Origin of the sequence: Curtobacterium caseinilyticum (assembly GCF_030363035.1) — a bacterium.
Taxonomy (GTDB): Bacteria; Actinomycetota; Actinomycetes; order Actinomycetales; family Microbacteriaceae; genus Curtobacterium; species Curtobacterium caseinilyticum.
The window spans coordinates 247075-263132 of the sequence record NZ_JAUCMN010000001.1 but is presented as its reverse complement, the minus strand read 5'-3'; the positions used below and the strand labels follow the sequence as shown (position 1 = coordinate 263132).

9 protein-coding genes are annotated in these 16058 nt (G+C 70.4%); 8 read left to right on the top strand and 1 reads right to left on the bottom strand.

The annotated features are described in order from the left end of the window. Positions 1–3 precede the first annotated feature (3 nt). Positions 4–372 carry a PaaI family thioesterase gene (locus tag QUG93_RS01220; protein WP_289472047.1) on the bottom strand — a complete coding sequence of 123 codons (369 nt, stop codon included), beginning with the start codon at positions 370–372 and terminating at the stop codon, positions 4–6. A gap of 112 nt (positions 373–484) precedes the next feature. On the opposite strand from QUG93_RS01220, the gene polA reads away from it, so the two are divergent. From polA to uvrC, 8 genes are all read left to right on the top strand, one after another. Next, on the top strand, positions 485–3157 hold the full coding sequence (gene polA / locus QUG93_RS01215; RefSeq protein WP_289471800.1) for a DNA polymerase I: 2673 nt from the start codon (positions 485–487) through the stop codon (positions 3155–3157). A 224-nt stretch (positions 3158–3381) separates the two neighbouring features. Further along, positions 3382–5061, top strand: coding sequence for a DUF885 domain-containing protein (locus QUG93_RS01210; protein WP_289471799.1), 1680 nt, complete (start codon positions 3382–3384; stop codon positions 5059–5061). Between the two features lie 318 nt (positions 5062–5379). Beyond that, positions 5380–6852: a 30S ribosomal protein S1 gene (rpsA, locus tag QUG93_RS01205; RefSeq protein WP_289471798.1), complete on the top strand. Its 1473-nt coding sequence runs from the start codon at positions 5380–5382 to the stop codon at positions 6850–6852. A gap of 86 nt (positions 6853–6938) precedes the next feature. Further along, on the top strand, positions 6939–7541 hold the full coding sequence (gene coaE, locus QUG93_RS01200) for a dephospho-CoA kinase (RefSeq protein ID WP_289471797.1): 603 nt from the start codon (positions 6939–6941) through the stop codon (positions 7539–7541). Between the two features lie 96 nt (positions 7542–7637). Next, the gene (gene uvrB / locus QUG93_RS01195; protein WP_434533063.1) at positions 7638–9722 is read left to right on the top strand and encodes an excinuclease ABC subunit UvrB; all 2085 of its coding nucleotides are present in this window, start codon (positions 7638–7640) and stop codon (positions 9720–9722) included. Next, complete coding sequence (locus tag QUG93_RS01190; protein ID WP_289471796.1) at positions 9712–10644, top strand: SDR family NAD(P)-dependent oxidoreductase; 933 nt, start codon at positions 9712–9714, stop codon at positions 10642–10644. Before uvrB ends, QUG93_RS01190 begins: the two co-directional genes overlap by 11 nt. 59 nt (positions 10645–10703) lie before the next feature. Then, positions 10704–13730, top strand: a complete 3027-nt coding sequence (gene uvrA / locus QUG93_RS01185) for an excinuclease ABC subunit UvrA (protein WP_289471795.1) — start codon at positions 10704–10706, stop codon at positions 13728–13730. Beyond that, on the top strand, positions 13731–15920 hold the full coding sequence (uvrC, locus tag QUG93_RS01180) for an excinuclease ABC subunit UvrC (protein WP_434533062.1): 2190 nt from the start codon (positions 13731–13733) through the stop codon (positions 15918–15920). It begins immediately after the preceding gene. Positions 15921–16058 lie beyond the last annotated feature (138 nt).

Sequence of the window (16058 nt, the reverse complement as noted above, 5' to 3'; positions counted from 1 at the left end):
GGGTCAGCGCCGCTCGCGGATCATGTTGGTGATGCGCACGGTCGAGCAGCGGCGGCCCTCGTCGTCGGTGAGCACGATCTCGTGCGTGGTGAGCGTGCCGCCGAGGTGGATCGCGGTGCACGTACCGGTGACGCGTCCGCTCGTGGCGCTCCGCGAGTGCGATGCGCTGAGCTCGATGCCGACGGCGAAGCGGCCGGGACCGGCGTGCACGTTCGCGGCCATCGACCCGAGGCTCTCCGCGAGCACCACGTAGGCGCCACCGTGCAGCAGGCCGACCGGCTGGCGGTTGCCCTCGACGGGGATCGACCCGACCGCGCGTTCGGCGCTGAGCTCGGTGATCTCCATGCCCATCTTCGTGGCCAGTTCGCCCATCCCGCGGTCGGACAGTCGCTCGTCGACGGCTCCGGAGGTGGTCGGTTCGTGGGTCACGTCGTCGGTCACGCTCGAGGACTCCCGTGTCGGATGGCGTCGGTAGGCTGTCCGGGTGTCGGACTCCGCAAAGCCTACCCTCATGGTCATCGACGGCCACTCGCTCGCCTTCCGGGCCTTCTACGCGCTCCCGGTCGACAGCTTCGTGAACCGCGAGGGGCAGCACACGAACGCCATCCACGGCTTCATCTCGATGCTGCTCATGCTCCTGCAGCGCGAGAAGCCGACCCACCTGGCGGTCGCGTTCGACATCTCCCGGTTCTCGTTCCGCACCCGTGAGTACGAGGACTACAAGGGCACCCGCTCCGAGACCCCGCCCGAGTTCAAGGGCCAGATCCCGCTCCTGCAGCAGGCGCTCGAGGCGATGGGCATCACGACGGTGACGAAGGAGGACTACGAGGCCGACGACATCCTCGCCACCTTCGCCCGTCAGGGCTCGGAGCAGGGCTACCAGGTGTACGTCGTCTCCGGCGACCGCGACTCGATCCAGCTCGTGAACGACGACGTCACGCTGCTGTACCCGTCGGTCCGCGGCGTCTCCGAGCTCACCCGGTACGACCGCGACAAGGTCTACGAGCGGTACGGCATCGAGCCGCACCAGTACCCGGACATCGCGGCGCTCGTGGGGGAGACGAGTGACAACCTGATCGGCATCGACAAGGTCGGCGAGAAGACCGCGGTGAAGTGGGTCACCGCCTACGGCTCGCTCGACGGGGTGCTCGAGCACGCGGACGAGATCAAGGGTGTGGTCGGCAACAACCTCCGCGAGCAGAAGGACCGGGCGATCCGGAACCGGAAGCTGAACCGGTTGGTGGACGACGTCGAGCTGCCCGTCGGGCCGGCCGACGTCGCCCTCCGCCCGCTGGACGAGCAGGCGGTGCGCGACCTCTTCGCGAAGCTGCAGTTCCGCACGCTGCTCGACCGCGTGTTCAAGGTGGCCGGGACGGGCGAGCCGGCCGAGGCCACCGACACGACCGGATCGGTCGACAACGGTGCGCCGACCCCGCCGCCGGTGAAGACCGTGATCGACGAGGAGCTCGGACACTGGCTCGAGCGCAAGGGGGCGAACGACGCCGAGAACGGCTTCGGCGTCGCGGTCGAGGTCGTCGACGGCCGGCTCAGCGCGATCGGCATCGCCACGCACGACGACGCCGTCCTGGTGCCCGGCGGCAGCGGCGCGAAGGACTACGAGCAGCTCGCCGCGTGGTTCGCCTCCGACGCACCGAAGCACTTCCACGACGCCAAGGCCGCCATCAAGGCGCTCGGCACCGTCGGCATCACGGTCGCGGGCATCGCCGGCGACGCACGCCTGACCGGCTGGCTCGCGCAGCCCGGCAAGCAGGGCCAGCCCCTCGCCGACCTCGTCTACCAGGAGCTCGGCGAGGAGCTGCCGACCGCCGACCCGAACCAGCTCGTGCCCGAGACCGAGCCGGTCAACATCGGCGTGCACGCCTGGTACGTCCTCCGCGTCGACACCGCGCTGCGCGCCCGCGTCGACGAGTCCTCGCTCCGGGTGCTCGACACCATCGAGCTCCCGCTCGTCCCGGTCCTCGCCAGCATGGAGACCATCGGCGTCGGCATCGACCGTCCCGTGCTCACCGGTCTGTCGCACGACCTGGGGGAGCGCGCCGCCGAGCTCGCGCAGCAGGCCTTCGCGGAGATCGGGCACGAGGTGAACCTCGGATCGCCGAAGCAGCTGCAGGAGGTGCTGTTCACCGAGCTCGCGATGCCGAAGACCCGCAAGACCAAGACGGGCTTCTCGACCGACGCTGCGAGCCTCGCCGACCTGCAGGAGCAGCACCCGCACCCGTTCCTCGGTCTGCTGCTGCGGCACCGCGACGCCACGAAGCTCCGGCAGATCGTCGACACGCTCGACGCCGCCGTGGTGGACGGCCGCATCCACACGAGCTACGAGCAGACCGGCAGCAGCACGGGCCGGATCTCGTCGACCGACCCGAACCTGCAGAACATCCCGGTGAAGACCGCGGTGGGCCGCCGGGTCCGTTCGGCCTTCGCGGTCGCCGAGCCGTACACGACGCTCGTGACCGCCGACTACTCGCAGATCGAGATGCGCATCATGGCGCACCTGTCCGGCGACCCCGGGCTGATCCAGGCCTTCAACGAGGGCGAGGACCTGCACCGCTTCGTCGGCGCCCGCGTGTTCGGCGTCGAGCCGGCTGACGTCAGCCCGGAGATGCGCACGAAGGTCAAGGCGATGTCCTACGGCCTGGCGTACGGCCTGAGCCCCTTCGGCCTGTCGAAGCAGCTCCGCATCGAGCAGTCCGAGGCGCGGACGCTCATGAACGAGTACTTCGCCCGGTTCGGCGCGGTCCGCGACTACCTCCGCGGCGTCGTCGAGCAGGCACGGGAGGACGGCTACACCGAGACGATCTTCGGCCGTCGCCGTCCGTTCCCGGACCTGAAGAGCCCGAACCGCGTCCTGCGCGAGAACGCCGAGCGAGCGGCGTTGAACGCCCCGATCCAGGGGTCCGCCGCGGACATCATGAAGATCGCGATGCTCGGGGTCGACGCGGACCTGCGCGAGGGGTCCCTCGAGTCGCACCTGCTCCTCCAGGTGCACGACGAGCTCATCCTCGAGGTCGCACCCGGTGAGCAGGAGCGCGTCGAGGAGATCCTGCGCACCCGCATGGGTGCGGCAGCCGAGCTGAGCGTCCCGCTCGACGTGTCCGTCGGCGTCGGCGCGAACTGGGAGGCCGCGGCGCACTGACGCGCACGGGTCGCGACGCGACCGGCTCACGGACGGGAGGCACGGTGCCAGCGGGTACCGTGCCTCCCGTCCGTCGTCGGCTCGCCTCGCGCCGCGGTCACATCGCGTCGACCCCCGTCTCGCCGACCGGACACCGCGGACGCGACCGCGTCGCCGCGCGTCGACGCCCCCGACTCGTGAGCAGGACCTCCCGCCCCCGCCGCACCGCTCGGTAGGGTCGGGGCATGAGCGAAGACCGACCCGTCCGCCAGCCCTCCGCCGTCGACCGCGTCGCCGAGGACTGGGTGACCACCCTCGTCGACCTCGACCCCACCGTCGCCACGTACATCGGCGTCCCCGGACGGACCGACGGCTACGGCGACACCTCGCCCGCCGGCGCGGACGCCCTCGCCGACGCCGCCCGTGCCGCGCGTCGGGCCCTCGACGCCGCCGAGTCGTCCGACGACGTCGACCGTGTGACGAAGACCGACCTCGGTGCCGAGCTCGACCTCGTCGTCGAGTCGCACGAGCGGAAGCTGCACCTGCGCGACCTCAACGTCATCCAGAGCCCGGCGCAGGAGCTCCGCGACGTGCTCGACCTCATGCCCACCGCGACCACCGACGACTGGCAGGACGTCGCCGGACGGTTGCACGCGCTGCCCGACGCGCTCGAGGGGTACCGCGAGACGCTGCTGCAGGGCACGCGCGAACAGGTCACCCCGGCCCGCCGCCAGGTCGCCCTCATCGCCGAGCAGGCCGCGCGGAACGGTGCCGAGGGCGGGTTCTTCCGGCAGCTCGTCGACGGCGCGACGCTCGAGGGCGGCGCGCCGCTGCCCGGGACGCTGCAGGCCGAGCTGACCCGTGGTGCCGAGGTGGCCGCCGCCGCCTACCGGTCGTTCGGCGGCTTCCTCGAGCACGAGCTGCTGCCGCTCGCCACCCCCGTCGACGCCGTCGGCCGCGAGGACTACGCGCTGCACTCCCGGCGGTTCCTCGGCGCCGTGGTCGACCTCGACGAGACGTACGAGTGGGGGATCGAGGAGCTCGCCCGCATGCGCGACGAGCAGGAGCGCATCGCCGACCGCATCGAGTCCGGCGCCTCGGTCGCACGCGCCATCGAGGTGCTCGACGCCGACCCGGCCCGGGTCCTGCGCGGAACGGACGCACTGCAGCGCTGGATGCAGGAGACGAGCGACGCGTCGATCCGCGCGATGGACGGGGAGTACTTCGACATCGCCGACCCGATCAAGCGCCTCGAGTGCCGCATCGCCCCGACGCAGGAGGGCGGGATCTACTACACCGGCCCGTCCGACGACTTCTCGCGGCCCGGCCGCATGTGGTGGTCCGTGCCGCAGGGCGTGACCGAGTTCGGCACCTGGCGCGAGAAGACCACGGTCTACCACGAGGGCGTCCCGGGCCACCACCTGCAGATCAGCCAGGCGGTCCACAACCGCGGGGAGCTCAACACGTGGCGTCGGCAGCTCGCCGGTCCGTCCGGCCACGTCGAGGGCTGGGCGCTGTACGCCGAGCGCCTGATGGAACAGCTCGGCTTCCTCGACGACGACGGCGACCGCCTCGGCATGCTCGACGGGCAGCGGATGCGCGCGGCGCGCGTCGTGCTCGACATCGGCGTGCACCTGCAGAAGACGAACCCCGACGGCGGCGGCTGGACCTGGGAGTACGCGCTCGACTTCATGGGCCAGAACGTCAACATGGCCCCCGAGTTCGTGCAGTTCGAGGTCGCCCGCTACTTCGGGTGGCCCGGACAGGCACCGTCCTACAAGGTCGGCCAGCGTGTGTGGGAGTCGATCCGCGACGAGGTCGCCGCCCGCGAGGGCGCCGCGTTCGATCTGAAGGCGTTCCACCACCGGGCGCTCGCGCTCGGCGGTGTCGGCCTGGACACGCTCCGGAGCGCCCTGCTCGGCTGACGGCCGGCGGCTCCCGACCGACGGCCGGCGGCTCGCGACCGACGGCCGGCGGCTCCGCACCGAGGGCTGACGGACAGGAGGCGCGGGGCGGGCCCCGCCACGTGCCTCCCGGCCGTCACCGGTCGGGGCTCGTCCGTTCCGCGACACGCGGCGACACGCCCGGTTGTCAGCGCCTCTGCGCTGCGGTTAGACTCGATCGGCGCAATCTGCGTCATCCAATCAACCGCTGCGGCGGCTCGCACCTGTGTCAGGTGCGGACCAGGGGGTCGCTCCCTCGCCGTCACGGCCCGACTCATGTCCGTTCGGAGCAATCTCTACATGACAACCACCACGACCAAGGCTCCCAAGCAGGTCGCCATCAACGACATCGGCTCGGCTGATGACTTCCTGGCCGAGGTCGAGAAGACCCTGAAGTTCTTCAACGACGGAGACCTCATCTCCGGCACCGTCGTGAAGATCGACCGCGACGAGGTCCTCCTCGACGTCGGGTACAAGACCGAGGGTGTCATCCCCTCGCGCGAGCTCTCGATCAAGCACGACGTCGACCCCAACGAGGTCGTCGAGGTCGGCGACGAGGTCGAGGCCCTGGTCCTCCAGAAGGAGGACAAGGAAGGCCGCCTCATCCTGTCGAAGAAGCGTGCGCAGTACGAGCGCGCGTGGGGCGACGTCGAGAAGATCAAGGAGTCCGACGGCGTCGTGACCGGCACGGTCATCGAGGTCGTCAAGGGCGGCCTGATCGTCGACATCGGCCTCCGTGGCTTCCTCCCGGCCTCGCTCATCGAGCTGCGTCGCGTCCGCGACCTGACCCCGTACCTGGGCCAGGAGCTCGAGGCGAAGATCCTGGAGCTCGACAAGAACCGCAACAACGTGGTCCTCTCGCGCCGCGCCCTGCTCGAGCAGACGCAGTCCGAGTCGCGCACCACCTTCCTCAACAACCTCCACAAGGGCCAGGTCCGCAAGGGCATCGTGTCGTCGATCGTCAACTTCGGTGCGTTCGTCGACCTGGGCGGCGTCGACGGTCTCGTCCACGTCTCCGAGCTCTCCTGGAAGCACATCGAGCACGCCAGCGAGGTCGTCGAGGTCGGTCAGGAAGTCACCGTCGAGATCCTCGAGGTGGACCTGGACCGCGAGCGCGTGTCGCTCTCGCTCAAGGCCACGCAGGAGGACCCGTGGCAGGTCTTCGCCCGCACCCACGCGATCGGCCAGATCGCACCGGGCAAGGTCACGAAGCTCGTGCCGTTCGGTGCCTTCGTCCGCGTCGCCGACGGCATCGAGGGCCTCGTCCACATCTCGGAGCTCTCGAACAAGCACGTCGAGCTCGCCGAGCAGGTCGTCTCCGTCGGTGACGAGGTCTTCGTCAAGATCATCGACATCGACCTCGACCGTCGCCGCATCTCGCTCAGCCTCAAGCAGGCCAACGAGGGCGTGGACCCGGAGGGCACCGAGTTCGACCCGGCGCTCTACGGCATGCCGACCGAGTACGACGAGCAGGGCAACTACAAGTACCCCGAGGGCTTCGACCCGGAGACGAACGAGTGGCTCGAGGGCTACGACACCCAGCGCACCGAGTGGGAGGGCCAGTACGCGGCCGCCCAGTCGCGTTGGGAGGCCCACAAGGCCCAGGTCGCGAAGACCATCGCCGACGAGGCGCAGGGTGGCTTCGACCTCCCGGCCGCCGCGTCGACCGCGTCCTCCTCGTCGTCGTTCTCGAGCGAGTCGAACGGTCAGGGCACCCTGGCCGACGACGCCTCGCTCGCGGCGCTCCGCGAGAAGCTCAGCTCGAACAACTGATCGAGCGGGTCGCACCGTACCGGAAGCCCGGCACCCCTGACGGGGTGCCGGGCTTCCGGCGTTCCCGGGCTCGGTAGCCTGGGGCGGTGCGCATCATCGGTCTGACAGGCGGCATCGCCGCGGGCAAGTCCACCGTCTCCCGTCGCTGGGCCGAGCACGGAGCGGTGGTCGTCGACGCGGACCAGCTCGCGCGCCGCGCGGTCGAGCCCGGCAGTCCAGGGCTGGCGCGGGTCGTCGAACGCTTCGGCCGGGGTGTGCTGGCCCCTGACGGGTCGCTCGACCGCCCGGCGCTCGGGAGCATCGTGTTCGCGGACCCGGCCGCGCGGAAGGACCTCGAGGGGATCACGCACCCCGAGGTCTGGCGGCTGGCGCAGCAGGCGTTCGACGCCGCCGAGGCTGCCGACCCGGACGCGGTCGTCGTGTACGACGTCCCCCTGTTGGCCGAGGCCCGGGGGAGCCGGCCGATCCGCTTCGACGCGGTCGTCGTGGTCGACGCGCCGGCCGCGGTGCGGGTCGAGCGGCTCGTCGAGCACCGGGGGATGCCCCGCGACGAGGCCGAGCGTCGCGTCGCCGCGCAGGCCTCGGATGCCGACCGGCTGGCCCTCGCCGACCACGTGGTCGACGCCACGGGGACCGAGGGCGACACCGTCCGGTCTGCGGACGAGGTCTGGACGCGCATCGCCGGGTGACCGCTCCACCGCCGGTCCGGGGCAGCCGCGTTCCGGCGCTCTGCTGTGGGCGATCAGGGCCGCGTGGTGTCAGCGGTGCCGACTACCGTTGACGTCATGGCAGTGTCGATCGAGCCCACGCGGGCGATCCGTCCGTTCGAGGTGATCAGCGAGTACTCGCCGAGCGGTGACCAGCCGGCGGCGATCGCCGAGCTCGCCGGTCGGATCAACGCCGGTGAGACCGACGTGGTGCTGCTCGGCGCCACCGGTACCGGCAAGTCGGCGACCACGGCGTGGCTCATCGAGCAGGTGCAGCGTCCGACGCTGGTGCTCGCGCACAACAAGACGCTCGCCGCGCAGCTCGCCAACGAGTTCCGCGGCCTGCTGCCGAACAACGCTGTCGAGTACTTCGTCTCGTACTACGACTACTATCAGCCCGAAGCGTACGTGCCGCAGACGGACACCTTCATCGAGAAGGACTCCTCCGTGAACGCCGAGGTCGAGCGGCTCCGGCACTCGACGACGAACTCGCTGCTCAGTCGGCGCGACGTCGTGGTCGTGTCGACCGTGTCCTGCATCTACGGCCTCGGGACGCCGGAGCAGTACATGAACGCGTCCATCGCCCTGCACATCGGGCAGACGATCTCGCGCGACCAGCTCGTCCGCAAGTTCGTCGGGATGCAGTACCAGCGCAACGACGTCGACTTCGCACGCGGCACGTTCCGCGTCCGCGGCGACACGATCGAGATCATCCCGATGTACGAGGAACACGCGATCCGCATCGAGATGTTCGGTGACGAGATCGAGGCGCTGACCTCGCTGCACCCGCTGACGGGCAACGTCATCGCCGACCTGCCCGGGGTCTCGATCTTCCCGGCGTCGCACTACGTGGCCGACACCGACGTCATGCACCGCGCGATCGAGCGCATCAAGGAGGAGCTCGCCGAACGGCTCGCCGAGCTCGAGGGGCAGGGCAAGCTGCTCGAGGCCCAGCGGCTCCGGATGCGGACGACGTTCGACATCGAGATGATGGAGCAGATCGGGTTCTGCTCGGGCATCGAGAACTACTCGCGGCACATGGACGGGCGCGAGGCGGGCGAGGCCCCGCACTGCCTCATCGACTACTTCCCGGACGACTTCCTCATCGTCATCGACGAGTCGCACGTGACCGTGCCGCAGATCGGCGCGATGTACGAGGGCGACGCGTCCCGCAAGCGCACCCTGGTGGAGCACGGCTTCCGCCTGCCGAGCGCGCTCGACAACCGCCCGCTGACGTGGGAGGAGTTCCTGGAGCGCGTCGGCCAGAAGGTCTACCTGTCGGCGACCCCGGGCAAGTACGAGCTCGGGGTGACGGACAGCGTCGTCGAGCAGATCATCCGCCCGACCGGCCTGGTCGACCCGGAGATCGTCGTCAAGCCGAGCGACGGACAGATCGACGACCTGCTCGAGGAGATCAAGCTCCGGGTCGAGCGCGACGAACGTGTGCTCGTGACGACGCTCACGAAGCGGATGGCCGAGGAACTCACCGACTTCCTCGGCAACGCCGGCGTGCGGGTGCGGTACCTCCACTCGGACGTCGACACCCTGAAGCGCGTCGAGCTGCTCACCGAACTCCGGCAGGGCGTGTACGACGTGCTGGTCGGCATCAACCTGCTGCGTGAGGGCCTGGACCTGCCCGAGGTCTCCCTCGTGGCGATCCTCGACGCCGACAAGGAGGGCTTCCTGCGCTCGTCGACGTCGCTCATCCAGACGATCGGTCGCGCGGCCCGCAACGTGTCGGGTCAGGTGCTCATGTACGCGGACAAGATCACCGACTCGATGCGACAGGCGATCGACGAGACCGATCGTCGCCGCGAGAAGCAGGTGGCGTACAACCTGGAGCACGGCATCGACCCGCAGCCGCTCCGGAAGAAGATCGCGGACATCACCGAGGTGCTGCAGCGCGAGAGCGACGACACCAAGGCCCTGCTCGAGGGCCGCCCGGCCGCCGACGGACGCCGTTCGCCGACCCCGAACCTGCGGCGTGAGGGGATCGCGGGCGAGGGCGCGACCCAGCTCGAGGCGACCATCGCGGACCTGAACGACCAGATGCTCCAGGCGGCGGCCGAGCTGAAGTTCGAGCTCGCTGCACGGCTCCGCGACGAGGTCCAGGACCTGAAGAAGGCGCTGCGGCAGATGGAGTCCGCCGGCCATGTCCGCTGACACCGAGGGCGACCCGGCGGCGGGCCGTCGCACCGTCGTCGTGACCGGTGCGAGCGCGGGTCTCGGGTACCACGCCGCGGAGCAGCTCGCGGCGCAGGGCCACCGTGTCGTCCTCGCGACACGGAATGCCGAGCGCGGCGCTGCAGCCGAGCGGAGCATCCGCAGGCACGTCGACCACGCGGACCTGGTGCAGTTGCACCTCGACCTGGCGGACCTGGACAGCGTCCGTGCCGCCGCGTCCGAACTCGCCGGGCTCGGCCCCGTGCACGCCCTGCTGAACAACGCCGGGGTCGTCGGTTCCGCCGAGCGGCAGGACACCGTGCAGGGCTTCGAACTGCAGGTCGGGACGAACCACCTCGGGCACTTCGCCTGGACCGCGCTGGCGATGCCGCTGCTCGACCAGGAGACCGGTCGGGTCGTGCACGTCGGCTCGATCGCGCACCGGTTCACGCGGCTGGACCGGAGCGAGCCGCTCGCGGTGGGGCGGTACGAGGGACACCGCCAGTACGCCAGGAGCAAGCTCGCGGTGATGCTGTTCGGCTTCGAGCTCGCGCAACGGCTCGGTGACGCCGGGTCCGGTGTCCGCAGCGTCGTCGCGCACCCCGGGCTGGCCCTCGACGCCGCCGCGCCACCCCGCCCGGACGTCGCACCGACGCGGTCCGAGCCGGCGTGGATGCGCGTGGGGTCCGGCTGGGTCGCGCAGGGCAAGGACGCCGGAGCGTGGCCGCTCGTGCACGCGGCCGTCGGCGACGGTGTCCGGTCGGGGGAGTACTGGGGACCCGCCGGTCCGCTGCAGCTCGCGGGGCCGGCCGCTCCGGTCCGTGCCCGGACCCGTGCACACGACCGCACCGTGGCGGCGCAGCTCTGGACGGCGAGCGAGCGTGCGACGGGCGTCGCGTTCGCTCTCGACGCACTCGACTGAGGCGATCCCGGGCGCCACGCCCGGACGGATGTCGGCGGGGCTTCGTACAATCGTCTGCGATGACCATCACTTCTGACCGCGGAACCGCGACCCCGGGCCGGACCGCCTTCGGCGAGCCTGCCGACCTCCACATCCCGGGCGGGACGGCACCGCACAGCACCTCGACGCTCAGCGTCCGCGGTGCCCGCGTCCACAACCTCCGCGACGTCGACCTCGAGATCCCGCGCGACTCGCTCGTCGTCTTCACCGGACTGTCCGGGTCGGGCAAGTCCTCGCTCGCGTTCGACACCATCTTCGCCGAGGGGCAGCGCCGCTACGTCGAGTCGCTCTCCGCCTACGCGCGCCAGTTCCTCGGGCAGGTGGACCGCCCGGACGTCGACTTCATCGAGGGCCTGTCGCCCGCGGTCTCGATCGACCAGAAGTCGACGAACCGCAACCCGCGGTCGACGGTCGGCACCATCACCGAGGTCTACGACTACATGCGTCTGCTCTGGGCGCGCATCGGCGTCCCGCACTGCCCCGTCTGCGGCGAGGTGATCAGCAAGCAGAGCGTGCAGCAGATCGCGGACCAGCTCATGGAGTTCGAGACGGGCACCCGCTTCCAGGTGCTCGCACCCGTGATCTCGAAGAAGAAGGGCGAGTTCGTCGACCTCTTCCAGGAACTCGCCGCGTCCGGCTACGCCCGCGCGATCGTCGACGGGGAGCGGGTCCAGCTGAGCGATCCGCCGAAGCTGAAGAAGCAGGTCAAGCACGACATCTCCGTCATCGTCGACCGTCTGGTCGCGAGCGACGACATCCTCGGGCGTCTCACCGACTCGCTCGAGACGGCCCTGCGCCTGACCAACGGCACCGTGGCGATCGACCTGGTCGACCACGAGGGCCCCGGCGCGGTGCGGACCTACTCCGAGAACCTCTCGTGCCCGAACAACCACCCGCTCGCGCTGACCGAGATCGAGCCCCGCACGTTCTCGTTCAACGCGCCGTTCGGTGCGTGCCCTGAGTGCTCGGGTCTCGGCACCCGCATGTCGGTCGACCCCGACCTGGTGCTCGGCGACCCCGAGGCGTCGCTCCGCGACGGCGTGCTGCTGCCCTGGACGGGCACGAGCGGGCTCTACTCGTACTTCGAGAAGCTCCTCGCGGGCCTCGGCAAGGACCTCGGGTTCAGCCTCGACACCCCGTGGAGCCAGCTCGACCCGTCGGTCCAGGCGGCGATCCTGACCGGCAAGGACTTCCAGGTCTCCGTGTCGTGGAAGAACCGCTTCGGCCGTGAGATGCGGTACACGAGCGGGTTCGAGGGCGTGATGCCCTACATCGAGCGCAAGTTCGCCGAGGCCGAGTCGGACTCGCAGCGTCAGCGCTTCCAGGGCTACCTGCGCGAGGTCCCGTGCCCGGTCTGCGACGGCACGCGCCTGAAGCCCGAGGTCCTCGCCGTGACGGTCGACGGCCGCAGCATCGCGGACGTGACCGACATGTCGCTCGACCAGGCGTACGGCTTCATGGAGGAAATCACGCTGACCGAGCGTGAGGCGCACATCGCTGCAGCGGTGCTCCGCGAGATCCGCGCACGGCTCGAGTTCCTGCTCGAGGTCGGGCTCAACTACCTGACGCTCGCACGCGGTGCCGGCGGACTCTCCGGCGGCGAGGCCCAGCGCATCCGACTGGCGACGCAGATCGGCTCCGGCCTGACCGGCGTGCTCTACGTGCTCGACGAGCCGAGCATCGGTCTGCACCAGCGCGACAACCGCCGGCTCATCGACACGCTCGTCAAGCTCAAGGACCTCGGCAACACGCTCATCGTGGTCGAGCACGACGAGGACACCATCCGGACCGCGGACTGGGTCGTCGACATCGGACCCGGCGCGGGCGTGAACGGCGGCAACGTCGTGCACTCCGGTTCCTACGAGGGCATCATCGCGAACCGCGAGTCCATCACGGGTGACTACCTCGCGGGTCGTCGCGCCATCGAGGTCCCCGCCGAGCGGCGGAAGATCAACCCGAAGCGCGTCATCAGCGTGCAGGGCGCCCGCGCGAACAACCTCAAGCAGGTGGACGTCGACTTCCCGCTCGGGGTGTTCACGGCAGTCACCGGCGTGAGCGGTTCCGGCAAGTCGACCCTGGTCAACGACATCCTGTACAAGGTGCTCGCGAACCAGCTCAACGGTGCGCGGCACATCGCCGGCAAGCACACCCGCGTGAAGGGGCTCGACCAGCTCGACAAGGTCGTGCACGTCGACCAGGCGCCGATCGGTCGCACGCCGCGGTCGAACCCGGCGACCTACACGGGCGTCTTCGACCGCATCCGGCAACTCTTCGCCGAGACGCCCGAGGCGAAGGCGCGCGGCTACCAGCCGGGTCGCTTCAGCTTCAACGTCAAGGGCGGTCGCTGCGAGAACTGCTCCGGCGACGGCACCATCAAGATCGAGATGAACTTCCTGCCGGACGTCTACGTCGCGTGCGAGGTCTGCGGTGGTGCTCGGTACAACCGCGAGACGCTGCAGGTGCACTACAAGGGCAAGGACATCTCCGAGGTCCTCGACATGCCCATCAGCGAGGCCGCCGAGTTCTTCGAGCCGATCTCCGCGATCCACCGCTACATGGCGACCCTCGTCGACGTGGGCCTCGGGTACGTCCGGCTCGGGCAGAGTGCCACGACGCTCTCCGGGGGCGAGGCGCAGCGCGTCAAGCTCGCGACCGAGCTCCAGCGTCGCTCGAACGGACGGACGGTCTACGTGCTCGACGAGCCGACGACCGGTCTCCACTTCGAGGACGTCCGGAAGCTGCTGCTCGTGCTGCAGAGCCTGGTCGACAAGGGCAACACCGTCATCACGATCGAGCACAACCTCGACGTCATCAAGTCGGCGGACTGGCTCGTCGACATGGGCCCCGAGGGCGGCGCGGGTGGCGGGACCGTCCTGGCCGTCGGCACCCCCGAGCACGTCGCCGACGTGCCGGAGAGCCACACCGGCGTGTTCCTGCGCGAGATCTTCGACGCGCAGGACGCACGGGTCGGCAAGGAGCAGGCCGTCGGCGCACGTCAGGCGACCCAGAAGCAGCAGCAGGGCAAGCAGAAGGCAGGTGCTCGGTAGGTGGCGGACACCGTCTCCTGGCGGCCGAAGGCGGGGGAGATCCCGACCGACCCGGGCGTCTACCGATGGCGTGACGAGGCCGGACGGGTGCTCTACGTCGGCAAGGCGAAGAACCTCCGCGCACGGCTGAGCAACTACTTCGCGCCGCTCCCGACGCTCCACGAGCGCACGCGGCGGATGGTGCTGACCGCCCGCAGCGTCGAGTGGACCACGGTCGGCTCCGAGATCGAGGCCCTGCAGCTCGAGTACACGTGGATCAAGGAGTTCGACCCGCCGTTCAACGTCAAGTTCCGGGACGACAAGTCGTACCCGTACATGGCGATCACCCTGGGCGAGGAGTCGCCGCGGGTGATGGTGACCCGCAACCGGAAGATCAAGGGTGCGAAGTACTTCGGGCCGTACCCGAAGATCTGGGCGGTGCACGACACGATCGACCTGATGATCAAGGTGTTCCCGATCCGCACCTGCTCGGACTCCTCGTACAAGAAGGCGATGCAGACCGGCAAGCCGTGCTTCCCGGGGCAGATCGGCAAGTGCGGCGGCCCGTGCTCGCAGAAGGTCACGATCGCCGAGCACCGCGCGATCGTCGAGGAGTTCGTCCGCTTCATGGGCAGCTACGACCGACGCGTGATCACCACGCTGCGGCAGCGCATGGCCGCGTCGGCCGACGCGATGGACTACGAGCAGGCCGCGAAGTACCGCGACCAGGTCGGTGCGCTCGAAGCCGTCCTCGAGAAGTCCGCGGTGGTGCTCCGCGACTCCGTCGACCTCGACCTGTTCGGCGTCGCGGAGGACGAGCTCGCGGCCGCCGTGCAGCTGTTCTCGGTCCGGGGTGGACGCATCCGTGGTGTCCGTGGCTGGGTCGTCGACAAGGAGCTCGACATCAGCACGGGCGACCTCGTCGAGCAGATCGTGCAGGGCCAGTACGCGACGAGCGAGGACGTCCCGCGCGAGGTAGTCGTGCCGGAGCTGCCCGAGGACGCCGAGGCCCTGCAGCAGTGGCTCAGCGAACGCCGTGGCGGCCGCGGCACGAAGCTCAGCACCGCGCAGCGCGGCGACCGTGCCGGCCTGGCCCGGACCGCCGCCCAGAACGCGGCGCAGGCCCTCATGCTCTACAAGACGAAGCGGAGCGCCGACTACACCACCCGCTCGGCCGCGCTGGCCGACATCCAGGACGCCCTCGGCATGACCGAGGCGCCGCTGCGGATGGAGTGCTACGACATCTCGCACCTGCAGGGCACGAACGTCGTGGCCTCCATGGTGGTGTTCGAGGACGGGCTCCCGCGGAAGGACCAGTACCGGCGGTACACGATCGCCGAGACGACCGACGACACCGACAGCATGTACCAGGTGCTCTCGCGACGTCTGGCCCGTCTCGACGAGGACGCAGCCGTCCCGGACGTGCCCGACGCCACGAGCGACGGCGTCGTCGAGGGCACGAAGCCCACGAAGCGCTTCGCCTACCGACCGCAGCTCGTCATCGTCGACGGCGGGCAGCCGCAGGTGCAGGCGGCGAAGCGGGCGATGGACGAGGCCGGCGTGCACGACATCGCGCTCGTCGGCATCGCGAAGCGTCTCGAGGAGCTCTGGCTGCCCGACGACGACTTCCCGGTGATCATGCCGCGCAACTCGGAGGCGCTCTTCCTGATCCAGCGGATCCGCGACGAGGCGCACCGCTTCGCCATCACGCACCAGCGCACCCGGCGAAAGCGGGACGTGCGGTCGCAGCTGTCGGAGATCCCCGGTCTCGGGCCGTCCCGGGTGAACGCGCTGCTGAAGCACTTCGGGTCGGTGGCCCGGCTCCGTGAGGCGACGGCGGAGCAGGTCGCCGAGGTGAACGGCGTCGGCCCGGCCACCGCGGCGGCGGTCGTCGCCAAGTTGGCCCAGACGCCGCAGAGCGCCCCGACCACGAGCCCGGCCGAGCCCACCAGCGCAGCCGAGCCCACCAGCGCAGCCGAGCCCACCAGCGCAGCCGAGCCCAGCAGCGCATCCGAGCCGGGCAGCGCAGCCGAGCCGGGCAGCGCAGCCGTTCCTGCCAGCGCGACCGGACCCGCCAGCCCGACGGACGCGACCCCGATCCCGGTCCCGACCCCCGCGACCGGCGCGACCGAGCCGGGTCGTGCCTCCCGTCCGGCCGGTCCCGTCCGCGTCCCGGACGTGACCGGCGAGGGTCCGCACCGCCCGCTGTGACCGGGCGGCACGACGGACCGGACCCCGCTGCCGGACGCAGCAGCGGGGTCCTGCCCGCTCCGCGGGCGGCGGGCCGCCCCGTCCAGCACGCGGACGGTAGCCTGGACGTGCAGCCGAGACCTCCCCGGGCCGTGGCCC